The organism is Pseudaeromonas aegiceratis (assembly GCF_046254905.1).
Classification (GTDB): domain Bacteria; phylum Pseudomonadota; class Gammaproteobacteria; order Enterobacterales; family Aeromonadaceae; genus Pseudaeromonas; species Pseudaeromonas aegiceratis.
This window is the reverse complement of sequence record NZ_CP158016.1, coordinates 2,949,101-2,973,182: the sequence shown is the minus strand read 5'-3', so window position 1 is coordinate 2,973,182 and position 24,082 is coordinate 2,949,101. Positions and strand designations below refer to the sequence as shown.

Below are 24,082 nucleotides of genomic sequence, written 5' to 3'. Positions count from 1 at the left end.
CATGCGAAACATAGTTGCTCAACCTCTGCTCAATCAGCTGATCGCGCAAGGCATTCGGGACAGTCGCGTGCTCAGCGTGCTGTCGGCCACCCCACGGGAGCAATTTGTCGATGAGGCCTTTGCCCATCAGGCCTGGGAGAACACGGCCCTGCCCATCGGCCAGGGGCAGACCATCTCCCAGCCCTACATAGTGGCGCGCATGACCGAGCTGCTGCTGGCTCGCTCGCCCCAGCGGGTGCTGGAGATCGGTACCGGCTCCGGCTATCAGACCGCCATCCTGGCACAGCTGGTGGAGCATGTGTTCACCGTGGAGCGCATCAAGTCGCTGCAGTATCAGGCCCGGCGCCGGCTACAGCGGCTGGATCTGCACAATGTTTCGACCCGGCATGGCGATGGCTGGCAAGGTTGGGCAAGTAAGGCGCCGTTTGATGCTATCATCGTCACCGCCGCCCCCGAGCAGGTGCCCGAGGCGCTGCTGCATCAGCTCAAGGACGGTGGGCGCATGGTCCTGCCGGTGGGGAGCGGGACCCAGACCCTGCAGGTGCTGGATAAACGGGATGGCAAGATACAGGTGGAAACCTTTGAGGCGGTACGTTTCGTACCCCTGATACAGGGAGAGTTACAGTGAAACTTTTTTCCGCGCTCTATGACAAGGTGATGGGCTGGTCGGCACACCGGCATGCCCCATACTACCTGATGGCCAACAGCTTTGCCGAGGCGGTCTTCTGGCCCATACCACCGGATGTCATGTTGGCGCCCATGGCGCTGGCCAAGCCCACCAAGGCCTGGCACTTTGCCTTGCTGGCCTCCCTGGCCTCCACCGTGGGCGGTTTCGTGGGGTATCTGCTGGGCTACTGGCTGTTTGATGTGGCGGTGCAGCCCATGATCCAGGCCTTCGGCTACCAGGATAAGTTTGAACTCATTCAGCAGTGGTTCGAGCGCTGGGACGTCTGGATCGTCTTCCTGGCGGGTTTCTCGCCCATTCCCTACAAGCTGTTTACCGTGACGGCCGGCATGCTGCACATGGCCTTGCTGCCCTTCATGCTGGCCTCGGTCATCTCCCGCAGCGCCCGTTTCTTCCTGGTAGCCGGCTTGATGAAATGGGGCGGCGCCCGCATGGAGCAGAAGCTGCGTCAGTACATCGATCTCATCGGCTGGCTCACCGTGGCCCTGGCGGTCGTGGCTTACCTGATCTTCCGGCATTGAGGTGCCTAGTGCGTCTGGCGCTTGCGTTATCCCTGCTCTGGTTGCTGACGGCCTGCAGTAGTTCGACTCCGGCCCCGGTGCGGGATGCCGGTCACCGTGGCGCCTATGGCAGTCAGGGGCGCCCGCTGCCGGCCGCCAAGCCCCAGCAGGCCTTGACCAGCAAGCAGTACCGGGTCAAGGCCGGGGATACCCTTTACTCCATCGCCTGGGGATTTGGCCTCGACTTCCGCGCGCTGGCCAGCTTCAACAAGATAGCGCCGCCCTATGCCATCTATGTCGGGCAGATCATCAACCTGGATCTGGATAACCCGGATGCGGGGCGCTACGTGGTCAAGCGGGGGGATAGCCTCAGCAGCATAGCCCGCCAGCATGGCACCAGCTTAAATAGTCTTATCCACTTCAATCACCTCAAGAAGCCCTATGTGATCCATCCAGGGCAGTTGATCGTGCTGGGAACCGTACACAAACCGGCCGACAATGGTGGGAAAGATGCGCATTTGAGTAGTCATTCAGTTCGTGCGGTGGATCAGAGAACTCAACAATCTGGCAACAAATCGTTTGCTGCTCAAAATGGAAAAGAATACGCTCAAACCAAATCAGCACAAGCCAGTAACAAGTCGCTAACATGGCGATGGCCGTCCTCGGGCCGCATAGTGCAGAGTTTCTCGCGCCAAGAGCAGGGCAACAAGGGCATCGATATTGCGGGCAAGCGAGGGCAGCCCATCTATGCAGCGGCCTCCGGACGGGTGGTTTACGCCGGGAGTGCGTTACGTGGGTACGGGAACCTGGTGATCATTAAACATGACGATGACTACCTGTCTGCCTATGCCCACAACGAGGTGCTGAGAGTCACAGAGCAACAGGAAGTTAAGGCTGGGCAACAAATAGCCGATATGGGAAGCAGTGATGCCTCGGATGTGCGGTTGCACTTTGAAATCCGCTACCGGGGCCAATCCGTCAACCCAGTGGGTTATCTGCCTAAACGCTAAATCCGAGCAGGACGTCTCGGGCCGGTCAGGGGAAAGGTGCCATGAACGATCAAGATCTCGACATCACTGAAACCGATTTCAACACTGATGATGAAGCCGACAGTCTGGTACAGGTTGAGCCGCAGGAGTCTGATGCGGTGAGCCAAGCGGAAGAAGCCTTCAGTGCCGATATCAACAAGGTGATGGATGCGACCCAGCTCTATCTGGGCGAAATTGGCTTTTCACCGCTGCTGACCGCCGAAGAAGAAGTCTATTTTGCCCGCAAGGCATTGCGCGGCGATGTGCCGGCGCGCAAGCGGATGATTGAGTCCAACCTGCGGTTGGTGGTCAAGATTGCCCGTCGCTACAACAACCGGGGACTGGCCCTGCTGGACCTGGTGGAGGAGGGCAACCTGGGCCTGATCCGGGCGGTGGAGAAGTTCGACCCGGAACGCGGCTTCCGCTTCTCTACCTATGCGACCTGGTGGATCCGCCAGACCATAGAACGGGCCATCATGAACCAGACCCGCACCATACGGCTGCCGATCCACGTGGTGAAGGAACTCAACGTCTACCTGAGAACCGCCCGGGAGCTGGCTCATCGTCTGGATCATGAGCCCACCGCCGAGGAGATTGCGGCCGCCGTGGACAAGCCGGTGGAAGATGTGGCGCGCATGCTCAAGCTCAACGAGAAGATCTGCTCGGTGGATTCCCCCATCGGGGGGGATGGGGACAAGGCGCTGCTGGATATCCTCACCGATGAACGGGGCATGGGGCCCGAGCTGGAAACTCAGGATGACGACATGCGCCTGTCGGTGGTGCATTGGCTGGAGCAGCTCAACTCCAAGCAGCGTGAGGTGCTGGCCCGTCGCTTCGGTCTGCTGGGCTATGAGGCCGCCACCCTGGAGGACGTGGGGCGGGAGATCGGCCTGACCCGTGAGCGGGTGCGGCAGATCCAGGTGGAGGCCTTGCGCCGCCTGCGGGACATGCTGACCCAACAGGGGCTCTCCATAGACGCCCTGTTCAACAATCACTGATAACTGCGACTGGATATCTGATAAAAAACCGGCCGGGCATTGCCCGGCCGGTTTTTTTACGGCAACTGCTGCTTGAGTTCATACAGCAGGTCTAGCGCCTGCCGCGGACTCAGCGCATCGGGCTGCAGCCGGCGCAGTTGTGCCAGCAACGGGTGCTCCGGCGGCGCCGGCGTCGGTTGGGGCGCCGGTTGGGCCGTGCCGGCCGTCGGCAGGCTCTGGCTTTCCAGCTCATGCAGCTTCTGCCGGGCGCGGGCAATCACCTCCCGCGGCACCCCGGCCAGGGCCGCCACCTGCAGGCCATAGGAGCGGCTGGCCGCCCCCTCCTGCACCGCATGCATGAAGGCGATGCCATCCTCGTGTTCCACCGCGTCCAGGTGAACATTGGCCAGCCCGGGCAGGCGGCTGGGCAGCTGGGTCAGCTCAAAATAGTGGGTGGCGAACAGGGTAAAGGCGCGGATCTTGTCTGCCAGGGCTTCGGCACAGGCCCAGGCCAGGGAGAGGCCATCGTAGGTGCTGGTGCCCCGACCGATCTCGTCCATTAGCACCAGGCTGTGGTGACTGGCGTTGTGCAGTATGTTGGCGGTTTCCGTCATCTCCACCATGAAGGTGGAGCGGCCGGAGGCCAGATCATCCGAGGCGCCGATGCGGGTGAAGATGCGATCGATGGGGCCGATGCGCGCGCTGTCCGCCGGTACATAGCTGCCCATGTAGGCCAGCAGCACTATGAGGGCCGTCTGGCGCATGTAGGTGGACTTGCCCCCCATGTTGGGGCCGGTGACGATCAGCATGCGCCGCTCGCTTGCCAGCTGCACCGGGTTGGCGATGAAGGGAGCGCTCATCACCTGCTCCACCACAGGATGGCGGCCGTTGTCGATCTGGATCTGGGCGTCGTTCACCAGCTCCGGACGGCAGTAGTTGAAGCTGGCGGCGCGCTCCGCCAGGTTGCTCAGCACATCCAGCTCCGCAACGGCGGCGGCACAGCGCTGCAGTTCGGCCAGATGGGGCAGCAGTTGATCCAGCAACTGCTCGTAGAGCTGCTTCTCCAGGGCCAGCGCCCGGCTCTGGGCGGTGAGCACCTTGTCCTCGTACTCCTTGAGCTCGGGGATGATGTAACGCTCGTTGTTTTTTAAGGTCTGGCGGCGCACATAGTGGGCCGGCACCAGGTGGGCGTTGGCGCGGGTGACGTCGATATAGAAGCCGTGCACCTTGTTGTAGTCCACCTTGAGGGTGTTGATGCCGGTACGTTGCCGCTCTCTGACCTCCAGCTGCTCCAGGAAGGCGGTGGCGCCGTTGGCCAGATCCCGCAGCTCGTCCAGCTGGGCATCGTAGCCGTTGGCGATGACGCCGCCATCCCGCAGCACCACCGGCGGATTGTCGATGATGGCCCGCTGCAGCAGGTCGCACAGGGCCGGAAATTCGCCGATGGCCAGTCGCAGACCTTGCAACGCCTCGCCGTCGGTCTGAGCCAATTCGGCCTGCAGCTGGGGCAGGGCCTCGAAGGCCAGGCGCAGGCGCAGCAGATCCCGGGGGCGGGCACTGCGCAGGGCCAGCCGCGCCAGGATCCGCTCCATGTCCCCAATCTGCTTGAGCAGGGGGGGCAGGCTCTCAAAGCCCTGGCTGGCCAACAGCTCGCCGATGGCGTGCTGCCGTCGCTGAAGCGCCTGCGGTTGACGGATAGGCTGATGGATCCAGCGCTTGAGCAGCCGGCTGCCCATGGCGGTGGCGGTGCCGTCCAGCACGGCGGCCAGGGTGTTTTCCTGCCCGCCGGCGAGGTTGACGGTCAGCTCCAGGTTGCGCCGGGTGGCGGCATCCAGGATCACCATCTGCTCGGACTGCTCCAGGCCTATGCTGCGGATATGCGGCAGCTGGGTGCGCTGGGTGTCCTTGACGTACTGCATCAGGCAGCCGGCGGCGGCCAGGCCGCTGCTGGCCTGCTCCACCCCAAAGCCCACCAGATCCCGGGTGCCGAACTGCTGGCACAATAGCTTGCGAGCGGTGCCCAGCTCAAACTCCCATTCGGGGCGTCGCCGCAGGCCCCGCCGCTGGCCGAGGCGATCGAGGAAGGCGAAGCCATCTGGATAGAGCAGCTCCGCCGGATCCAGCCGCTGCAGTTCCGCCTGCAGGGTCTCCTCCGCCGGAAACTGATTGAGGGTGAAGCGGCCCGAGGTGATATCCAGCACCGCCAGGCCGAATTGCTGGCCATCGTGATAGAGGGCGGCGATCAGGTTGTCCTGCCGTTCGTTGAGCAGGGCCTCGTCGGAGATGGTGCCGGGGGTGACGATGCGCAGCACCTTGCGTTCCACCGGCCCCTTGCTCAGGGCCGGATCGCCTACCTGTTCACAGATGGCCACCGACTCGCCCAGCTGTACCAGCTTGGCCAGATACCCCTCCACCGCATGATAGGGTACGCCGGCCATGGGGATGGGGCTGCCAGCCGACTGACCGCGTTTGGTGAGGGAGATATCCAGCAGCTGGGCGGCCTTGCGGGCATCGTCATAGAACAGCTCATAGAAATCCCCCATGCGATAAAAGAGCAGCACATCGGGGTGTTCGGCCTTGATGCTCAGGTATTGCTGCATCATGGGGGTGTGCTGAGCCTTGGCTTGCGAGTCAAAGTTGGCAGATTGCATAATGGCTTGGCTTTTGGTTGAACGGGTGGACAAAGAGATGAAACAGCCTATCGAGGCGTTGGCAGTGCGTCTGGGACGGGCCCTCAAGGGGCGCGGCTGGATGGCGAGCACCGCGGAATCCTGCACCGGCGGAGGTGTAGCATACGCCATCACAGAAGTATCAGGAAGTTCCGCCTGGTTTGATCGCAGCTTCATCACCTACAGCAATGAGGCCAAGCAGCAGATGCTGGGGGTCAGGACGGGCACCCTGGCAGAGCATGGGGCGGTGAGCGGTCCCGTGGTGATCGAGATGGTCGCCGGTGCCTTGGCTCAGTCCCGTGCCGATGTGGCGGTGGCCATCAGCGGCATCGCCGGCCCCGACGGAGGTACGCCGGACAAGCCGGTGGGAACCGTCTGGATTGGCTGGGGGCTGAGGGCGGGGCCGGCTCAGGCCGCCTGCTACCATTTTGCCGGCGATCGGCAGGGGGTGCGGGAACAGGCGGTGGCCACCGCCTTGCGCCACCTGTGTGAGGCCGCGGACGCGATTTCTACTTGATACTGTACGAATGAACAGTATACTCAACAGCATACCTTGATGACTGAATACCTGTGTAATGGAGTCCCTTATGGATCAGAACAAACAGAAAGCCTTGGCCGCCGCCTTGGGTCAGATCGAAAAGCAATTCGGCAAGGGCTCCATCATGCGGTTAGGCGATACCCAGGCGCTGGATGTGGATACCGTTTCGACGGGCTCCTTGTCGCTGGACATCGCCCTGGGGATCGGCGGTCTGCCGTTTGGTCGCATCGTGGAGATCTTCGGACCCGAGTCCTCCGGTAAGACCACCCTGACCCTGGAAGTCATCGCCCAGGCCCAGAAGGCGGGCAAGACCTGTGCGTTTATCGACGCCGAACACGCCCTGGATCCCATCTATGCCGGCAAGTTGGGGGTCAAGGTGGATGATCTGCTGGTCTCCCAACCGGATACCGGGGAACAGGCGCTGGAAATCTGCGACATGCTGGTGCGCTCCAATGCCGTCGACGTCATCATAGTCGACTCGGTGGCGGCCCTGACGCCCAAGGCGGAAATCGAAGGCGAGATGGGGGATTCCCACGTCGGCCTGCAGGCACGCCTCATGTCCCAGGCGCTGCGTAAGCTCACCGGCAACATCAAGGGTGCCAACTGCCTGGTGGTGTTTATCAACCAGATCCGGATGAAGATCGGCGTCATGTTCGGCAACCCGGAAACCACCACCGGCGGTAACGCCCTCAAGTTCTATGCCTCCGTGCGTCTGGATATCCGCCGGACCGGCGCCATCAAGGAAGGGGACGAGATCGTCGGCAACGAGACCCGGGTCAAGGTGGTCAAGAACAAGGTGGCGCCCCCCTTCAAACAGGCCGAGTTCCAGATCCTCTACGGTGCCGGTATCTCCAAGGAAAGCGAATTGGTGGACCTGGGGGTCAAGTGCAAGCTCATCGACAAGGCCGGTGCCTGGTACAGCTATCAGGGCGAGAAGATTGGTCAGGGCAAGGCTAACGTCATGAAATACATGCAGGAGAACCTGCCGGTGGCCGAAGCCATCGAACGCCAGCTGCGGGAGCTGCTGCTGAGCAATCAGGGCGGGAACGAGAGCGCCGGCGCCAACGAGGCGGGTGACGTGGCCGAGCTGGATGACGAGGCCAGCTTCGCCGATAACGCCTTCTAAGCCAGGCCGGCGACATGACCGAAGAGCAGGCGAGTCCCTTCAAGCTGGCGTTACGTCGGGTGATGGGGCGCCTGGCCCGGCGGGATCATACGGCGCAGGAGCTGCGCACCCTACTGGCCGACGTGCCGGAGGCAGTGGTGGAGCAGGTGCTGCAGCACTGCCGGCAACAGGGCTGGCTGGACGAAGGTCGGCTGCTGGAGCAGGCGGTACACAGCCGGGCGGCCCGTGGCCAGGGGCCGCGCAAGATCGCCTTCGAGCTGGGCCGCCGTGGCCTCTCGGACGACGGGATCCGCGAGCAACTTCATGCCGAGGAATATGACTGGTGCGCGTTGGCGGCCCAACTGGCCCAGCGTCGCCAGGGGACGGCGCCCCTGGATCTGGCGGCGCGCCGGCGCCTGATGGGCTTCCTGCAACGCCGCGGCTTCAGCCAGGATCAGATCCACTACGCCCTGTCCAGCTTGTCAAAAAAAGGCTCCCCTTAGTGGGAGCCTTGGTTTTTTCTGGTCGCCGGTGAGCGGTCGGTTTTACTTTGACCGGGATAACTTTTAAATTATGCCGGTTAAGCATCCAACCCCATTTCGAACCAAGCAGGTTATTCATGTACATGTCCACATCAGAGATCCGCACGGCGTTTCTCGAGTATTTCCGCTCCCAGGGCCACCAGGTGGTGCCCTCCAGCTCCCTGGTTCCCCATAACGATCCCACGCTGCTGTTCACCAATGCCGGTATGAACCAGTTCAAGGATGTCTTCCTGGGCAGCGATACCCGCAACTACAGCCGCGCCACCACGGCCCAGCGTTGTGTGCGGGCCGGCGGCAAGCACAATGATCTGGATAACGTGGGCTACACAGCCCGGCACCACACCTTCTTCGAGATGCTGGGTAACTTCAGCTTTGGCGATTATTTCAAGCACGATGCCATTGGTTTTGCCTGGGGCTTCCTCACCGAGGTGCTGCAGCTGCCCAAGGACAAGCTGCTGGTAACCGTCTACCAGAGCGATGACGAGGCCTATGACATCTGGGCCAAGGAGATGGGCATCCCGGCCGAGCGCATCATTCGCATCGGGGACAACAAGGGCGCCCCCTATGCCTCCGACAACTTCTGGCAGATGGGGGACACGGGTCCCTGTGGTCCCTGCACCGAAATATTCTACGACCATGGCGATCGCATCTGGGGTGGCCCTCCCGGCTCTGCCGAGGAGGATGGCGATCGCTTCATCGAAATCTGGAACGTGGTGTTCATGCAGTTCAATCGCCAGGCGGATGGCACCATGGAACCCTTGCCCAAGCCGTCGGTGGATACCGGCATGGGGATTGAGCGGATTGCCGCCATCATGCAAGGCGTGCACTCCAACTACGAGATCGATCTGTTCCAGCGGCTGATCAAGGTGGTGGCCGAGATCACCGGCACCCAGGATCTGGAGAACAAATCCCTGCGGGTCATCGCCGATCACATCCGCTCCTGCTCCTTCCTCATCGCCGATGGCGTCATGCCCTCCAACGAAGGGCGTGGCTATGTGCTGCGACGCATCATCCGCCGCGCCGCCCGCCATGGCCGCCTGTTGGGGGCCAAGGACGCCTTCTTCTACCGACTGGTGGGCACGCTGGCCGAGCTGATGGGGGATGCCTATCCGGAGCTCAAGAGTCAGCAGCCGGTGGTGGAACGGGTGCTCAAGCAAGAAGAAGAGCAATTCAGCCGTACCCTGGATCGTGGCTTGACCCTGTTGGAAGATGCCCTGGCTGGTCTGGGTGACGCCCGGCAGATCCCCGGCGATCTGGTGTTCAAACTGTACGATACCTATGGTTTCCCGGCGGACTTGACCGCCGACGTGGTGCGGGATCGCGGTTTCGAGATTGACGAGGCCGGCTTCGAGCGGGAGATGGAGAAGCAGCGTGAGCGGGCCAAGGGGGCCTCTGCCTTCACCGTGGATTACAACAAGCAGCTGAAGATCGATCACACCAGCGAATTCGTCGGCTACGGCCAGCTGCAGGGTGAGAGCCCCATCACCGCCATCTATGTCGGTGACCAGGCTGTCACTGAGCTGAAGGCCGGTGACGAGGCCATGATAGTGCTGGAGAGCACCCCCTTCTACGCCGAATCCGGCGGTCAGATGGGCGATGCCGGTCTGTTGCAGCATGGCGACAGCCTGTTTGCCGTCAGCGACACCCAGAAGCTGGGCGGTGCCGTGGTACACAAGGGCTATGTCGAGGTGGGCCAATTCGCGGTGGGGCAGTCCGTGCTGGCCAGTGTGGATCGGGCGCGTCGCCTTGCCACGGCGGCCCATCACTCCGTGACGCACCTGCTGCATGCCGCCTTGCGCCAGACCCTGGGTGACCACGTGACCCAGAAGGGGTCACAAGTCGGCCCGGATCGCCTGCGCTTTGACTTCTCCCATTTCGAACCCCTGACCCATGGCACCATCCGTCGGGTGGAAGAGCTGGTCAACGCCCAGATCCGCGCCAATGAGCCGGTCCAGACCCGCCTGATGGCCCTGGACGACGCCAAGCAAGCCGGCGCCATGGCGCTGTTTGGCGAGAAGTACGATGACGAAGTGCGGGTGGTCCACATGGGCGAGTTCTCCACCGAACTGTGCGGTGGCACCCACGCCCAGCGCACCGGCGATATCGGCTTCTTCAAGATCATCTCCGAAAGCGGGGTGGCGGCGGGCATCCGCCGGATTGAGGCGGTGGCCGGTCAGGCCGCCATCGAATACATGCACCAGCTGGGCGAGCAGATCGATGCCGCCGCAGAACTGGTGAAGGGCGATCAGTTCTCCATCGCCACCCGGGTGCGCCAGTTCATGGAGCGTACCCGCCTGCTGGAGCGCGAGCTGGAAGCGGCCAAGAGCAAGTTGGCCGCTCAGGCGGGTGCCGGCCTGTTGGGGCAGGTGATGTCCATCAACGGTCAGAAGGTGTTGGTGGCGGAACTTGAGGGCGTGGATGCCAAGTCGCTGCGCACCACCCTGGATGATCTGAAGAACCGCTTGCACTCCGGGGTCCTGCTGCTGGCTGCCGTCAGCGGTGACAAGGTCAGCCTGATCGCCGGGGTCACCCCGGATCTGACCGGCAAGGTCAAGGCCGGTGAACTGGTCAACCTGGTGGCCTCCCAGGTGGGCGGCAAGGGCGGTGGTCGCCCGGACATGGCCCAGGCGGGGGGTACCCAACCCGAGGCGCTGCCGGCGGCTCTGGCCAGCGTGCAGCCCTGGCTGGAAGAGCGACTGTAAGCCTGGCGTAAGGAGCACCCATGGCCTTGCTGGTTCTGAAATTTGGCGGTACCTCGGTGGGCAGTCTCGAGCGGATCGAGGCGGTGGCCCGGCGGGTGGCCGCGCTGCAGCAGGCGGGCCATCGGCTGGTGGTGGTGGTCTCGGCCATGTCGGGCGAGACCAACCGCTTGCTGGGATTGGCCCGAGGGCTGGATCTGGATGCCCCGGCTGCCGAGACGGATGTGCTGCTGGCCACCGGTGAGCAGGTCACCATAGGGCTGCTGGCCATTGCCTTGGCAAAGCAGGGCTGTGCGGCGCGTTCCTTCACCGGTGAACAGGTCTGCATCCACACGGACGGTCACCACGGCAAGGCGCGGATCCTGAGCATCGATGAGCTGCCGCTGCAGCAGTGCCTGGCGGCCGGCCAGGTGGCGGTGGTGGCCGGGTTTCAGGGGCGGGGACCGGATGGTCGCATCACCACCCTGGGCCGTGGCGGCTCGGATACCACGGCGGTGGCCCTGTCGGCCGCCCTCAAGGCGGACGAGTGCCAGATCTTCACCGACGTGGATGGGGTCTACACCACGGATCCCCGCATCGAGCCCAAGGCGCGCCGCCTGCCCAGGATCACCTTCGAGGAGATGCTGGAGCTGGCCAGTCTGGGCGCCAAGGTGCTGCAGATCCGCTCGGTGGAGTTTGCCGGTAAGTACCGGGTGCCGCTGCGGGTGTTGTCGAGCTTCGATGAGGGTGAGGGCACCCTGATCACCTATGGAGAGCCAAGCATGGAATCACCACTCGTCTCCGGTATCGCCTTCAGCCGTCAGGAGGCCAGCCTGACCATTCTGGGGGTGCCGGACAGGCCCAGCGTGGCGGCCCAGATCCTGGGGCCCATCAGCGACGCCAACATTGACGTCGACATGATAGTGCAGAACACCCTGGGGGATGGGACGGCGGACTTTACCTTTACCGTCAACCGGGAGGAGTTCCGGCGGGCGCGGGCGCTGCTGGAGCAGGTCGCCGACGAACTGGGGGCGGATTGTGTGCAGTGCAACGACAGCATGGCCAAGGTCTCCATCGTCGGCCTGGGGATGTGGAATCACCCCGGGGTGGCCAGCACCATGTTCACGTGTCTGGGCCGGGAGGGGATCAACATGCAGCTGATCTCCACCTCCGAGATCAAGATTTCCGTGGCCATCGACGAGAAGTACCTGGAGCTGGCGGTGCGTGCCCTGCACGACGCCTTCGGCCTGGCACAAGGCGGCGATGTTGCCGGGATGAACAATAATTAACAGGCAGGTTCTTATATTTTTCCTGCATTTAGTCGATAATGACGGTTCAATTTGTCTGAATGGTCAGAACAAAGGAGTGAGCGAATGCTTATTTTGACTCGCCGGGTGGGTGAAACCCTGATGATCGGTGACGAAGTGACGGTGACTGTCCTGGGTGTTAAGGGCAATCAGGTGCGGATCGGTGTGAATGCTCCCAAGGAAGTATCGGTACACCGGGAAGAGATCTACATGCGCATCCAGGCCGAAAAGGGTGACGAATTGCCGCAAGGCGAACAGTATTGAGAAAGGGCGACGTCATGTCGCCTTTTTGTTTTTTAGCGGCCCCGATCGGCTTGAACACCCTGATTTGTTTAAGCAAACAGCTATCTGACTATTTGCTGTGCGAACGATTGGGGCGGGGGAAAAATTGTTTGACTTATTTTTCCCGCCAAGTAATATCTGCCCCCGCAACGGTGAGGTGGCCGAGAGGCTGAAGGCACGCCCCTGCTAAGGGCGCATGCGGTTTATAGCCGCATCGAGGGTTCGAATCCCTCCCTCACCGCCATTACGCGCCCGTAGCTCAGCTGGATAGAGTACCTGGCTACGAACCAGGTGGTCAGAGGTTCGAATCCTCTCGGGCGCGCCATCTACAAGTTAGTTGTTACACTTATCGATACTGCGCCCGTAGCTCAGCTGGATAGAGTACCTGGCTACGAACCAGGTGGTCAGAGGTTCGAATCCTCTCGGGCGCGCCATCTTTATCTTTCAGTGTTACCAAAATATCCGCGCCCGTAGCTCAGCTGGATAGAGTACCTGGCTACGAACCAGGTGGTCAGAGGTTCGAATCCTCTCGGGCGCGCCATCTTCATCTTTCAGTGTTACCCAATATCCGCGCCCGTAGCTCAGCTGGATAGAGTACCTGGCTACGAACCAGGTGGTCAGAGGTTCGAATCCTCTCGGGCGCGCCATCTTCTCCTGTTCTTCTGCTCTCCTTTTTCCCTGCGCCGGCGGCATTGGCCTCTGCCATGCCGTTGGCTTCTGTGCGGTAGATCCCGCCCCGACCGCTTCCCCGAGCCCCCTGTGAGCCATGACCCTTTTTTGATCATGGTATCCGGCTACAGTAGACCTGTTTTGCATGAGTCTTTCACCGGTTAGCCAATCACAGGGAGTCTACGCCATGGATATCTCAGCCATGCTGCTTGAGGCCTTCAAGCTGCTCGTCACCGGCATGGGGTTTGTCTTTTTGCTGCTGGGCATCATGGTCGGTGCTGTCAACCTGCTGGCTCGCCTGGCCGCCGAACCGGAGGCCGCTGCCGCTTCCCTCGCGCCGGGAGCCATCCCGGCCGAGACCGCCATGGATCCGCAACTGGTGGCGGCCATCAGCAGTGCCGTACATCAGCACCGTCAGACGCGACGTTGACACCGACGGATTGGATAAAAGCTAATACGCAGGAGAACAACCATGACTAAGCCTTTGGCCATCACAGAAGTGGTCCTACGCGATGCCCATCAATCCTTGCTGGCGACCCGCTTGCGGGTCGAGGACATGTTGCCCATCGCCGCGCAGCTCGATGAGGTGGGTTACTGGTCCATCGAGAGCTGGGGTGGTGCCACCTTTGATGCCTGCATTCGCTTCTTGGGGGAGGATCCCTGGGAGCGCCTGCGCCTGTTGAAGAAGGCCATGCCCAAGACGCCACACCAGATGCTGCTGCGGGGACAGAACCTGCTGGGCTATCGCCACTACGCCGACGATCTGGTGCGCAAGTTTGTGGAACGGGCTCATGACAACGGCATGGATGTGTTCCGCATCTTCGACGCCATGAACGATGTGCGCAATCTGCAGACCTCGGTGGAGGCAGCGGTGGCGGTGGGGGCCCATGCCCAGGGGACCATCTGCTATACCACCAGCCCGGTGCACAAGCTGACCATGTGGGTAGACATGGCCAAGCGTCTGCAGGACATGGGCTGCCACTCTCTGTGTATCAAGGACATGTCCGGTCTGCTGCGCCCCTATGAGGCGGAGAGTCTGATCAAGGCCATCAAGGCCGAGGTGGATCTGCCGTTGGCGCTGCACTGTCATGCCACCACGGGTCTGAGCCTCGCCACCCACATGAAGGCCATCGATGCCGGTATCGACATCCTGGATACCGCCATCTCCACCATGAGCATGACCTATGGCCATTCGCCGACCGAAACCGTGGTGGCCATGGTGGCGGGTTCGGCCCACGACACCGGGCTGGATCTCAAGCGGCTCGAGGAGATCGCCATCTATTTTCGGGATGTGCGTAAAAAATACGCCAAGTTCGAAGGCAGCATGAAGGGCATAGACTCACGCATTCTGCTGGCCCAGGTTCCCGGCGGCATGCTCACCAACCTGGAAAGCCAGCTCAAGCAGCAGGGCGCCGAAGGGCGGATGGATGAGGTGTTGCAGGAGATACCGCGGGTGCGGGCGGATCTGGGCTACATTCCGCTGGTGACCCCGACCTCCCAGATAGTGGGTACCCAGGCGGTGATGAATGTCCTGCTGGGTGAGCGCTATAAGAGCATCGCCAAGGAGACCGCCGGTATCCTCAAGGGCGAATATGGCGCCACCCCGGCGCCGGTGGATGCGGCCCTGCAGGCCCGGGTGCTGGAGGGGGCGGCGCCCATCTCCTGCCGGCCGGCGGATCTGCTGCCGCCGGAACAGGCTGCCCTGAAAACCGAGCTGCAGCAAAAAGCCGGCGAGGTGGGCCTGGAGGCGGCGGCCTTGACGGTAGACGACCTGCTGACCTACGCCCTGTTCCCGCAGGTGGGGCTCAAGTTTTTGGCCAACCGGGGCAATCCGGATGCCTTCGAGCCGGCACCGGGCAACGAACCTGTGGTGGCGGCATCCGCCTCGGCACCCCAGGTGGCCCACGCAGGCCCGCAAGCCTATGACGTGCGGGTCAATGGTCAGCTGTATCAGGTGGAGGTGGCCGAGTCCGGTCAGATCAGCCAGATAGTCCCGGCTGTGGCCGCCCCCGCATCGGTAGCGGCGCCACAGGTTGCGACCGGTCAGTCCGAGGCGGTGAAGGCCCCCCTGTCCGGCACCATCTTCAAGGTGCTGGTGAGCACGGGGCAGGCGGTGAAGGAGGGTCAGGTGATGCTGATCATGGAGGCCATGAAGATGGAGACCGAGATCCGGGCGGCACGTGATGGTGTGGTCGCCGGGGTCGTGGTGAAGAGTGGCGATGCCGTAGGGGCGGGCGACAGCCTGCTGCTGTTGGGGTAGGGGAGTACCGACATGGATGGTTTGCTGACCCTCTGGCTGGACACGGGTCTGGCCAATTTCACCTTGGGACAGATCTGCATGATGGCCGTGGGGGGCGTGCTGCTCTACCTGGCCGTGGTGCGGGGATTCGAGCCCTTGCTGCTGGTGCCCATCGGTTTTGGCGCCGTGCTCTCCAACATCCCCAATGCCGGCTTTACCGAGCCTGGCGGCCTGCTGTACTACGTCTACCACGTGGGGATCGAGTCTGGCGTCTTCCCCTTGCTGATCTTCATGGGGGTGGGGGCTCTGACGGACTTCGGTGCCCTGATCGCCAACCCCAAGACGCTGTTGTTGGGGGCGGCGGCCCAGTTTGGCATCTTCGCCACCCTCATAGGTGCCGTGCTGCTGAACCTGGTGCCGGGCTTCGAGTTTACCCTCAAGGAGGCGGCCTCCATCGCCATCATAGGCGGGGCGGATGGTCCCACGGCCATCTTCCTCTCCTCCCGCCTGGCGCCGGATCTGCTGGGGGCCATCGCCGTGGCGGCCTACTCCTACATGGCGCTGGTGCCCATCATACAGCCCCCCATCATGCGGGCGCTGACCACGGTGGAGGAGCGCAAGATCGTCATGGCTCAGCTGCGGCCGGTGAGCAAGAAGGAGAAGGTGCTTTTCCCCCTGATGGTGCTGCTGCTGACGGTGCTGTTCCTGCCGGCCTCCACCCCCCTGGTGGGCATGTTCTGCCTGGGGAACCTGATGCGGGAGTGCGGCGTGGTGGAGCGGCTGTCCAAGACGGCGCAGAACGAGCTCATCAACATAGTCACCATCTTCCTGGGGCTGGGGGTGGGATCCAAGCTGTCCGCCGACAAGTTCCTCCATGTGGAGACCCTGGGGATCCTGGTGTTGGGGGCCATCGCCTTCGGCATCGGCACCGCCGCCGGGGTCTTGATGGCCAAGCTGCTCAACCGCTTCAGCAAGGATCCCATCAATCCGCTCATCGGGGCCGCCGGGGTATCGGCTGTGCCCATGGCTGCGCGGGTGGCCAACAAGGTGGGTCAGGAGGTCAATCACCAGAACTTCCTGCTGATGCATGCCATGGGCCCCAATGTGGCCGGTGTGCTGGGCTCGGCGGTGGCCGCCGGTGTGCTGTTGGCCCTGCTGAAATAGGTGAAGGAGTAAATAGAAGCGGCGCCCATTGGGCGCCGCTTTTGTCTTGTTGGTCGAAAAAATCCCGCCTTATCAGGCCTCTTCCAGCCCGACAATCAGCCAGGGGCGCCCCGGCTCATCCAGCCGGCGTTCCAGATGCCAGATCTCCTGGATGGGGAATTCCTCTTGGCTTTGGCTGTCTCGGTAGCGGCCGCTGAAGCGCACGCTGAGCTCCGCCTGCTGGCTGTCGTAGTGCGCCCGCACCAGCTCGGCATCGACAAATTGCACCTCGGTGAACTGCTCACCCGCATACTTGGCACGCTCGGCCTGCAGGGCAGCAAACAGCTCGGGACTCACGTATTCCGCCATCTTGGCCAGATCGTTCTGGTTCCACGCCTGCTGCAGCTGGCGATAGTGATCCCGTGCCTCGTTGACGAAGGCCTGGGCATCGAAACCGGGCGGCAGATCGAAGGGCACGCCATCCTGGGTGGCGCTGCCACCCGACGCCGAACCCGTGGACTCAAAAGCCTGGGTCGGTTCGAAGGCGGACGGCTGGCCAAACGGGCCGGCCTGGGCGCCATAGGCGGGGCTCATGGCCTGTTGCCGCTTCTGGGTCATGCTACGGAACAGCTTGAACAGCACGAAGGCGATGCCTGCCATCAGCAGCATGTCCATGAATTGCAAGCCCTCGAAGGCACCACTGCCCAGCAGCCAGGCGAACAGGCCACCGGCCAGGAGGCCGCCCAGCAGGCCGCCCATCAGACCGGACCTGTTGCGCTGCGGCGTGGCGGTGGCGGCCTTGTTGCTGGTGAGCGATTGGGCCTTGGGCTGGCTCGGCGCGGTGCGGTAACTCTTGCCGAACGACTTGCTGCCGCCAAACTTGGCGGCCTCCGCCGTGGTGGCCAGGCCCAACGACAGGGTGACCAGCAGGACGGCGACCAGGGAAAACCATTTTTTCATCTTCATGATCCCAGGTGATACGGAAAGTCTCCATCCTAGTGGGTGGGGGCGCCGCGTCAATTCCGTTTGTCGGGGCAATAATATCGGTAAAACCGAGTCAAATGGTGAGAATGGTCGGAATACCCGGATGAGTTGCCAGGGAAATGGCTGCATCATCTTTTGCTCAGCGGCGCAAAAATGCCGATAATGAGCACCCGATTTTTCTCTGGTATCTCCCATGGCTGAACCCTCCAAAACCCGGACCGACTCCCGCGTCGAGCAGCTCAAGCTGCCGCCTCACTCCTTTGAGGCGGAACAGTCCGTGCTGGGGGGCCTGCTGCTGGATAACCAGGCCTGGGACCGGGTGGCCGAACGGGTGGTGGAGCAGGACTTCTACAGCCGTCCCCACCGGCTGATCTTCGCCGCCATGACCCGGCTGGCGGAGCGGGGCAACCCGCTGGATCTCATCACCCTGCAGGAGTCGCTTGAAAACCACGAGCAGCTGGCCGAGGTGGGGGGCTTCGCCTATCTGGTGGAGATTGCCAAGAACACCCCCAGCGCCGCCAACATCGCAGCCTATGCCGACATAGTGCGGGAGCGCGCCGTGGTGCGGGAGATGATCTCGGTGGCCCACGAGATCGCCGAGGCGGGCTTCGATCCCCAGGGGCGCAACGCCGCGGATCTGCTGGATCTGGCCGAGAGCAAGGTGTTCAAGATCGCCGAGCAGCGGGCCAGCGAGTCCGAGGGGCCCCAGTCCCTGCGGGTGGTGCTGGAGAAGACAGTCGACAAGATCGAGGAGCTGTTTCGCCAGCCCCACAACGGCGTGACCGGGGTCTCCTCCGGCTATGCGGATCTGGACAAGATGACCGCCGGCTTTCAATCGTCGGATCTCATCATAGTGGCGGCCCGTCCCTCCATGGGTAAGACCACCTTCGCCATGAATCTGTGCGAGCACGCGGCCCTGACCTCCGACAAGCCGGTGCTGATCTTCTCCCTGGAAATGCCCTCGGAGCAGATCATCATGCGTATGCTGGCCTCATTGGGCCGCATCGAGCAGAACCGGGTGCGGACCGGTCAGCTGGACGACGATGACTGGGGCCGGCTCTCCTCCACCATGGGCATGCTGCTGGAACGGGGCAAGATGTATATCGATGACTCCTCCGGCCTGACCCCCACCGAGCTGCGTTCCCGTGCCCGGCGGGTGGCGCGGGAGCACGGTGGCCTCAGCATGATCATGATCGACTACCTGCAGCTGATGCGGGTGCCTTCCCTGTCTGAAAACCGGACCCTGGAAATTGCCGAAATCTCCCGCTCCCTCAAGGCGTTGGCCAAGGAGCTGGGGGTGCCGGTCATCGCCTTGTCCCAGCTCAACCGGAGTCTGGAACAACGGGCGGACAAGCGGCCGGTCAACTCGGATCTTCGCGAATCCGGCTCCATCGAGCAGGACGCCGACCTCATCATGTTCATCTACCGCGATGAGGTCTATCACGATGACAGTCCCGACAAGGGGATTGCCGAAATCATCATAGGTAAGCAGCGTAACGGCCCCATCGGTCGGGTGCGTCTGACCTTCCAGGGCCAGTTCTCCCGCTTCGACAACTACGCCGGCCCGGCTTACGACGACGACTACTAAGGACGTAACATGAAGGTGGCCACCGCCCAGGTCCACACTCAGGCCCTGCAGCACAACCTGCAGGTCGTTCAGCAATGCTGCCCCCACGCCAAGCTGATGGCGGTGGTCAAGGCCAACGGCTATGGCCACGGCCTGCTCAAGGTGGCGCAGACTCTCCAGGCGGCGGATGGCTATGCCGTGGCGCGCATCGAAGAGGCGCTGATGCTGCGCAGCGGCGGCATCGTCAAGCCGGTGCTGCTGCTGGAAGGCTTCTTCAGCCCGGAGGATCTGCCGGTGCTGGCGGCCAACAACCTGCAGACGGCGGTGCACTCCTGGGAGCAGCTTGAGGCCCTGGAACAGGCCGAGCTGCCCCATCCCCTGACCATCTGGCTGAAGCTGGATACCGGCATGCACCGGCTGGGGATCCGCCCCGAGGAGGCCGAGGCTTTCTGTGCCCGCCTGGCCCGCTGTGCCAATGTGCGCCAGCCCTTCAACCTGATGACCCACTTCGCCTGTGCCGACGAGCTGGACAGCTCGGTGACGCCCCAGCAGATCAGCCTGTTCAAGCGGTTGACCCAGGGGCTGGCGGGTCAGTGCACCCTGGCCAGCTCCGCCGGCATCCTGGCCTGGCCCGCTGCCCATGCCGACTGGGTGCGTCCCGGCATCATGCTCTACGGTGTGTCGCCCTTTGCCGACAAGACGGGGGCCGAGCACGGCCTGCAGCCGGTGATGACGTTAAAAAGCGGGCTTATCGCGGTGCGTGAGCTCAAGGCCGGCGAGTCGGTGGGCTATGGCGGTCACTGGACCAGCCCGCGGGATACCCGGCTGGGGGTGGTGGCGGTGGGTTATGGCGACGGCTATCCGCGCAATGCCCCCAACGGCACGCCGGTGTGGCTCAATGGCCGGCGGGTGCCTGTGGTGGGCCGGGTCTCCATGGACATGATGACGGTGGAGCTGGGCCCCGAGGCCCAGGACCAGGTCGGCGACGAGGTGATCCTGTGGGGTGCCCAACTGCCGGTGGAGGAGGTGGCTCGGTATATCGGCACCATCCCCTACGAACTGGTCACCAAGCTCACCCCCCGGGTGCAGGTGGAGTACTGCTAGCATGTGGCTGGCCCGGCAACTGAGCCTGAGACCCCGCGCCCGGGGCTTTCACCTGGTCACCGAGGAGCTAGTGCAGCAGCTGCCGGAGCTAAGGCGTGTGCGGGTGGGGCTGGTACAGCTACACCTGTTGCACACCTCCGCATCCCTGACCCTCAATGAAAACTGCGATCCGGACGTGCGCCACGACTTGGCGGCCTTTCTGACCCGGCTGGTGCCTGAGAATGCCCCCTACTATCGCCATGTGCTGGAGGGGGCCGACGACATGCCGGCCCATATTCTCGCTTCCTTGCTGGGGGTCTCTGTGATGCTGCCCATCAGTGAGGGGCGTCTGGCCTTGGGCACCTGGCAGGGCATCTGGCTGGGGGAGCATAGACAGGCGGGCGGGGCGCGCCGGCTGCAGGTGACCATCCAGGGCGAGCCCTATCAGGCCAGCGCCTGGCCCGGTCCGTGAAGAAGACCAGGCCGAGGGGCCATGCTTAAGGCTTAGTGGCTGGGGTCTGATCGTCTGCCGGCAGCTGTTCCGGATACTGATGGCGCTCGCCCTTGTAGAACTGCCAGCGCCAGAGGCCGGGGGTCCAGTAGACATAGAGCCAGGGGGTATCGGGCTGCCACTGAGGGAAGCTGATCTCCACGCTGTTGTCCTTGGCCTTGTACAGGGACGTCTTGATGCTGATGTGGGAGACGATGAGGGCCACCACCAGGGCGATGAGTGACCACTTGATTAGCTTACCCATGGGCTGGCGGGGCTCCGTTGCTCAGAAAAGACACTCGCAGAATACGGGCTAAGCGCCTTTATTCAAAGCAGATTTCGATGGTGGCTTTGCCGTACTCACACTCGAAGGGCATCATGATCTTGGTGCTGTCGGCCTTGTGGGCTATGGTGTGATTGGGACCGGCCACCACCACGGGGGTGGCCATGTCGAAGTCGTAGCCCTTCTCGCCAAGAATGCGCTTGGCCCCCCCGGTCACCATGTTGGTGATCTCCCCCACCATGTCGGTGACTTCCTCGTTGATGCTGCTGGGCGCTTCACCCAGCATGCGGCGCATGACCTCCAGAGCCAGGGCTTTGTCGAAGGTGATGGAGAAGGAGCCGCGGGTCTGGGGACCCACCATGCCGATGAGGCCGGAGACATCCCCCCGGGCCAGTTCGTCGCTCTTCTTGCGCGGGGCACCCGGCTTGAGTTCCAGTTGTGCCATGGTGTTCAAGACGTTCATCAATGAGATGAGAAACGGATTCACAAATTCTGCGCGCATGCTTGTTTCCTAAATCCTGATTGGCGAGGGGCGAGTCCGAGGCGGGCCGGATAAACGGTTGGCTTAGGGTGGAAAAAGCAGACTCGAGCTCGAATTATATCGGAGTCTACCATATTCCGCCTAGCCATCCTGTGACAACCCTCATTCTCCCCTTGGCGTGCTGGATCAGGGGAGCGCGCGATCTGTTCGGTGAAAAAAACAGCAGGATCTTGGGGTCAGTTTAACCGAAGCAGCCTTGCACATAGTCCCGGGTGCGGGTCTGGATCGGGTGGCTGAACACCTGCTCGGTTTCGCCAAACTCCACCAGTTCCCCCAGGTACATGAAGGCGGTGAAATCAGAGATGCGCGCCGCCTGCTGCATGTTGTGGGTGACGATGACGATGGTGTAGCGCTCCCGCAGGGCCAGGATCAGCGCTTCAATGCCCTGGGTGGCGATGGGATCCAGCGCCGAGGTGGGTTCGTCCATCAGTATCACCTCGGGTTTCAGGGCTATGGTGCGGGCGATACACAACCGTTGCTGCTGACCGCCGGACAGGCCCGCCGCATCGCTGTGCAGCTTGTCCTTCACCTCCCCCCAGAGCTGGGCCTGCTCCAGCGCCTCCTGCACCCGGGCGTCCATCTGCTTGCGGGAGAGGGATTCGTAGAGGCGGATGCCGAAGGCGATGTTGTCGTAGATGCTCATGGGAAAGGGGGTGGGCTTCTGGAACACCATGCCGATGCGGGCCCGCAGATCGTTGACGTTGGTGGTGCGGCTGAGCACCTCCTGGGCATCCAGCAGGATACGGCCTTTGGCCTGCTGGCCGGGATAGAGCTCGAAGATGCGGTTGAGGCAGCGCAGCAGGGTGGACTTGCCGCAGCCGGAGGGGCCTATCATGGCGGTGACCCGGTTGCGGTAGATGGGCAGGTTGACCCGAAACAGCGCCTGCTTGTCCCGGCCATAGAAGAAGTCCAGTTCCTGGATGTCCATGCGCTTTTCCAGCCGCACGGCCTGATGGGTGCTAAGCAGGGCAATCTGGTTCATGGTTTTCTCCGTTGTTGCAGATGGGGTAGCAGCCGTGACAGCACATTCAGGGCCAGTATGGCCAGGGTGATGAGCAGGGCGCCGGCCCAGGCCAGCTGGTTCCAGCTGTCATAGGGGCTCATGGCGAACTGGTAGATCGTCACCGGCAGGTTGGCCATGGGTTCGTTGGGGTTGAGGGTCATGAAGCTGGAGTTCAGGGCGGTGAACAGCAAAGGCGCCGTCTCGCCGCTGATGCGGGCCACCGACAGCAATATGCCGGTGATCATGCCGGTGCCCACGGCGCGATAGCCCAGCTTGACGATGATGAGCCAGCGAGGCGCTCCCAGGCCGGCACCGGCTTCCCGCAGGTGACGGGGCACCAGCTTGAGCATCTCCTCCGTGGTACTGATGATCACCGGCAAGGCTATGATGGCCAGGGCCACGGCGCCGGCCCAGCCGGAGAAGTGGCCCATGGGCACCACCATCATCTGGTAGACGAACAGGCCCACCAGGATGGAGGGGGCGCTCATCAGACTGCCGTTTAGGAAGCGGATCAGCTCGGCGGCCTTGCGCTGTTGGCCGTATTCGGCCAGCCAAGTGCCGGCCAGCACCCCCACCGGGGTGGCCAGCACTATGGCCAGCCCCGTCATCATCAGGCTGCCCAGCAGGGCATTGGCCAGCCCGCCCTCGCCGCCCGGTCCCGGGGTGACCTGACTGAACAGAGTCCAGCTCAGCCCCGCCAGGCCCTTTTGCAGTAGGGTGAACAGGATCAGGATCAGCACGCTCAACCCCAGCAGGGTGGCGGTCAGGCAAAACAGCCGGAACAGGCCGTTCTTGAGGGTTCTGAGTCTCATGCCGGCCTCCGGTGCATCAGGAGGCGGGCGCTGCCCATCACCAGGAAGGTGATGAAGAAGAGCACCAGCCCCAGGCCGATGAGGGAGGCGATATGCAGGCCACCGGTGGCCTCGTTGAACTGTTCGGCGATGGTGGCCGAGATGGAGGTGGCGGGCATAAACAGGCTCTGCTGTATGTCCTGGGCGCCGCCGATGACGAAGGTGATGGCCATGGTCTCGCCCAGGGCGCGGCCCAGGGCCAGGATCAGGGCGCCGAACAGCGGGCCCTTGATGGCCGGCAGCAGCACCCGGGTGATCACCTCAAACTGGGTGGCGCCGATGCCATAGGTGGCCTCCCGCAGCACGTTGGGCAGGGTGCGCAGTGCCTCCTTAATCAGGGAGGTCAGGATGGGCAGTATCATGAAGGCCAGGATGATGCCGGAGGTGAGCAGCCCCACCCCCATGGGCGGGCCGCTCAGCAGAGAACCCAGCAGGGGCACGTCCAGCAAATGCTCGCCGGCCCAGGCCTGGAAGCCGTTGGCAAACCATGGGGCAAACACGAACAGGCCCCACATGCCGTAGATGATGCTTGGCACGGCGGCCAGCAACTCGATGGCAATGGACAGGGGGCGGGAGAGCCAGCGGGGGCACAGCTCCGCCAGGAACACGCCGATGCCGATGCCCACCGGCAGGGCCAGCAGCACGGCGATGAGGGAGGAGATCAGGGTGCCGTAGAGGGCGTTGGCGGCGCCGAATTGCTGGGACAGGGGATCCCAGTCACTGGAAAAGAAAAAGCCCAGCCCGAAGTGTTGCAGCGCGGGCCAGGCACCTTGCAGCAGCTCGCCCAGCAGGGCCAGCATCAAGCCGGCGATGAGCAGGGCGCAGCTCAGGCAGGCTTGTCGAAACAGGGGGTCGAGACGAAAGCGGGATGGTATGGACATGCTCACTCGTTGACTCAAGGGCAAGGCCTGCCTCGCA

At 62.9% G+C, this 24,082-nt stretch carries 23 protein-coding genes and 5 tRNA genes; 21 read left to right on the top strand and 7 right to left on the bottom strand.

Features of this window, described 5'->3' with window-relative positions; translation table 11 throughout:
• The first annotated feature begins 1 nt into the window (after position 1).
• From ABHF91_RS13980 to rpoS, 4 genes are read left to right on the top strand one after another with little or no spacing between them, the layout of a single operon-like run.
• Entirely contained in the window at positions 2-628 is a 627-nt protein-coding gene (locus tag ABHF91_RS13980) for a protein-L-isoaspartate(D-aspartate) O-methyltransferase (protein ID WP_409420869.1), read from the top strand.
• Positions 625-1,206 (top strand): YqaA family protein, encoded by a 582-nt coding sequence (locus ABHF91_RS13975; RefSeq protein WP_409420868.1) that lies wholly within the window; start codon positions 625-627, stop codon positions 1,204-1,206. Before ABHF91_RS13980 ends, ABHF91_RS13975 begins: the two co-directional genes overlap by 4 nt.
• An 8-nt stretch (positions 1,207-1,214) precedes the next feature.
• Positions 1,215-2,195 carry a peptidoglycan DD-metalloendopeptidase family protein gene (locus ABHF91_RS13970; protein ID WP_409420867.1) on the top strand — a complete coding sequence of 327 codons (981 nt, stop codon included), beginning with the start codon at positions 1,215-1,217 and terminating at the stop codon, positions 2,193-2,195.
• A gap of 41 nt (positions 2,196-2,236) precedes the next feature.
• Positions 2,237-3,211, top strand: a complete 975-nt coding sequence (gene rpoS / locus ABHF91_RS13965; RefSeq protein ID WP_409420866.1) for an RNA polymerase sigma factor RpoS — start codon at positions 2,237-2,239, stop codon at positions 3,209-3,211.
• A 56-nt stretch (positions 3,212-3,267) separates the two neighbouring features.
• Here rpoS and mutS read toward each other — a convergent pair whose 3' ends face one another.
• Positions 3,268-5,841 (bottom strand): DNA mismatch repair protein MutS, encoded by a 2,574-nt coding sequence (gene mutS, locus ABHF91_RS13960; RefSeq protein WP_409420865.1) that lies wholly within the window; start codon positions 5,839-5,841, stop codon positions 3,268-3,270.
• A 37-nt stretch (positions 5,842-5,878) separates the two neighbouring features.
• Here mutS and ABHF91_RS13955 point away from each other — a divergent pair, with 37 nt between their 5' ends.
• From ABHF91_RS13955 to ABHF91_RS13890, 14 genes are all read left to right on the top strand, one after another.
• A complete protein-coding gene (locus ABHF91_RS13955; RefSeq protein WP_409420864.1) occupies positions 5,879-6,376 on the top strand; it encodes a CinA family protein in 498 nt (165 codons plus the stop codon).
• A gap of 70 nt (positions 6,377-6,446) precedes the next feature.
• Entirely contained in the window at positions 6,447-7,523 is a 1,077-nt protein-coding gene (gene recA / locus ABHF91_RS13950) for a recombinase RecA (protein WP_409420863.1), read from the top strand.
• A gap of 14 nt (positions 7,524-7,537) precedes the next feature.
• Positions 7,538-8,005 carry a regulatory protein RecX gene (locus ABHF91_RS13945; RefSeq protein ID WP_409420862.1) on the top strand — a complete coding sequence of 156 codons (468 nt, stop codon included), beginning with the start codon at positions 7,538-7,540 and terminating at the stop codon, positions 8,003-8,005.
• A gap of 116 nt (positions 8,006-8,121) precedes the next feature.
• Complete coding sequence (gene alaS, locus ABHF91_RS13940; protein WP_409420861.1) at positions 8,122-10,746, top strand: alanine--tRNA ligase; 2,625 nt, start codon at positions 8,122-8,124, stop codon at positions 10,744-10,746.
• Positions 10,747-10,766: 20 nt separating this feature from the next.
• Positions 10,767-12,011 carry an aspartate kinase gene (locus tag ABHF91_RS13935; protein WP_409420860.1) on the top strand — a complete coding sequence of 415 codons (1,245 nt, stop codon included), beginning with the start codon at positions 10,767-10,769 and terminating at the stop codon, positions 12,009-12,011.
• Between the two features lie 84 nt (positions 12,012-12,095).
• The gene (gene csrA, locus ABHF91_RS13930) at positions 12,096-12,293 is read left to right on the top strand and encodes a carbon storage regulator CsrA (protein WP_345012225.1); all 198 of its coding nucleotides are present in this window, start codon (positions 12,096-12,098) and stop codon (positions 12,291-12,293) included.
• A gap of 169 nt (positions 12,294-12,462) precedes the next feature.
• Positions 12,463-12,555, top strand: a tRNA-Ser gene (locus ABHF91_RS13925).
• Between the two features lie 4 nt (positions 12,556-12,559).
• A tRNA-Arg gene (locus tag ABHF91_RS13920) sits at positions 12,560-12,636 on the top strand.
• Between the two features lie 32 nt (positions 12,637-12,668).
• A tRNA-Arg gene (locus ABHF91_RS13915) sits at positions 12,669-12,745 on the top strand.
• Between the two features lie 30 nt (positions 12,746-12,775).
• A tRNA-Arg gene (locus tag ABHF91_RS13910) sits at positions 12,776-12,852 on the top strand.
• 29 nt (positions 12,853-12,881) lie between these two features.
• Positions 12,882-12,958, top strand: a tRNA-Arg gene (locus tag ABHF91_RS13905).
• 209 nt (positions 12,959-13,167) lie between these two features.
• A complete protein-coding gene (locus ABHF91_RS13900) occupies positions 13,168-13,410 on the top strand; it encodes an OadG family transporter subunit (RefSeq protein WP_409420859.1) in 243 nt (80 codons plus the stop codon).
• A gap of 42 nt (positions 13,411-13,452) precedes the next feature.
• Positions 13,453-15,240 (top strand): sodium-extruding oxaloacetate decarboxylase subunit alpha, encoded by a 1,788-nt coding sequence (gene oadA / locus ABHF91_RS13895; protein WP_409420858.1) that lies wholly within the window; start codon positions 13,453-13,455, stop codon positions 15,238-15,240.
• A 12-nt stretch (positions 15,241-15,252) separates the two neighbouring features.
• The gene (locus ABHF91_RS13890) at positions 15,253-16,383 is read left to right on the top strand and encodes a sodium ion-translocating decarboxylase subunit beta (protein WP_409420857.1); all 1,131 of its coding nucleotides are present in this window, start codon (positions 15,253-15,255) and stop codon (positions 16,381-16,383) included.
• A 72-nt stretch (positions 16,384-16,455) separates the two neighbouring features.
• On the opposite strand, the gene ABHF91_RS13885 is transcribed toward ABHF91_RS13890, so the two are convergent.
• Positions 16,456-17,322, bottom strand: coding sequence for a Tim44 domain-containing protein (locus ABHF91_RS13885; protein WP_409420856.1), 867 nt, complete (start codon positions 17,320-17,322; stop codon positions 16,456-16,458).
• 217 nt (positions 17,323-17,539) lie between these two features.
• Here ABHF91_RS13885 and dnaB point away from each other — a divergent pair, with 217 nt between their 5' ends.
• Genes dnaB through ABHF91_RS13870 form a run of 3 tightly spaced genes read left to right on the top strand, consistent with a single transcriptional unit; the run spans position 17,540 to position 20,468 of the window.
• Positions 17,540-18,934 (top strand): replicative DNA helicase, encoded by a 1,395-nt coding sequence (dnaB, locus tag ABHF91_RS13880; protein WP_409420855.1) that lies wholly within the window; start codon positions 17,540-17,542, stop codon positions 18,932-18,934.
• Positions 18,935-18,943: 9 nt separating this feature from the next.
• On the top strand, positions 18,944-20,017 hold the full coding sequence (gene alr / locus ABHF91_RS13875; RefSeq protein ID WP_409420854.1) for an alanine racemase: 1,074 nt from the start codon (positions 18,944-18,946) through the stop codon (positions 20,015-20,017).
• Position 20,018: 1 nt separating this feature from the next.
• Entirely contained in the window at positions 20,019-20,468 is a 450-nt protein-coding gene (locus ABHF91_RS13870) for a secondary thiamine-phosphate synthase enzyme YjbQ (protein WP_409420853.1), read from the top strand.
• Positions 20,469-20,493: 25 nt separating this feature from the next.
• Here the strand turns inward: ABHF91_RS13870 and ABHF91_RS13865 are convergent, their stop codons facing one another.
• The 5 genes from ABHF91_RS13865 to pstC form a co-directional block, all read right to left on the bottom strand.
• Complete coding sequence (locus ABHF91_RS13865) at positions 20,494-20,751, bottom strand: hypothetical protein (protein WP_409420852.1); 258 nt, start codon at positions 20,749-20,751, stop codon at positions 20,494-20,496.
• A 58-nt stretch (positions 20,752-20,809) separates the two neighbouring features.
• On the bottom strand, positions 20,810-21,271 hold the full coding sequence (locus tag ABHF91_RS13860) for a chemotaxis protein CheX (RefSeq protein WP_409420851.1): 462 nt from the start codon (positions 21,269-21,271) through the stop codon (positions 20,810-20,812).
• 220 nt (positions 21,272-21,491) lie between these two features.
• Entirely contained in the window at positions 21,492-22,292 is an 801-nt protein-coding gene (gene pstB / locus ABHF91_RS13855) for a phosphate ABC transporter ATP-binding protein PstB (protein ID WP_409420850.1), read from the bottom strand.
• Positions 22,289-23,125 carry a phosphate ABC transporter permease PstA gene (pstA, locus tag ABHF91_RS13850; protein WP_409420849.1) on the bottom strand — a complete coding sequence of 279 codons (837 nt, stop codon included), beginning with the start codon at positions 23,123-23,125 and terminating at the stop codon, positions 22,289-22,291. The genes pstB and pstA overlap by 4 nt, the downstream gene beginning before the upstream one ends.
• Positions 23,122-24,045: a phosphate ABC transporter permease subunit PstC gene (pstC, locus tag ABHF91_RS13845; protein WP_409420848.1), complete on the bottom strand. Its 924-nt coding sequence runs from the start codon at positions 24,043-24,045 to the stop codon at positions 23,122-23,124. Before pstC ends, pstA begins: the two co-directional genes overlap by 4 nt.
• Positions 24,046-24,082 lie beyond the last annotated feature (37 nt).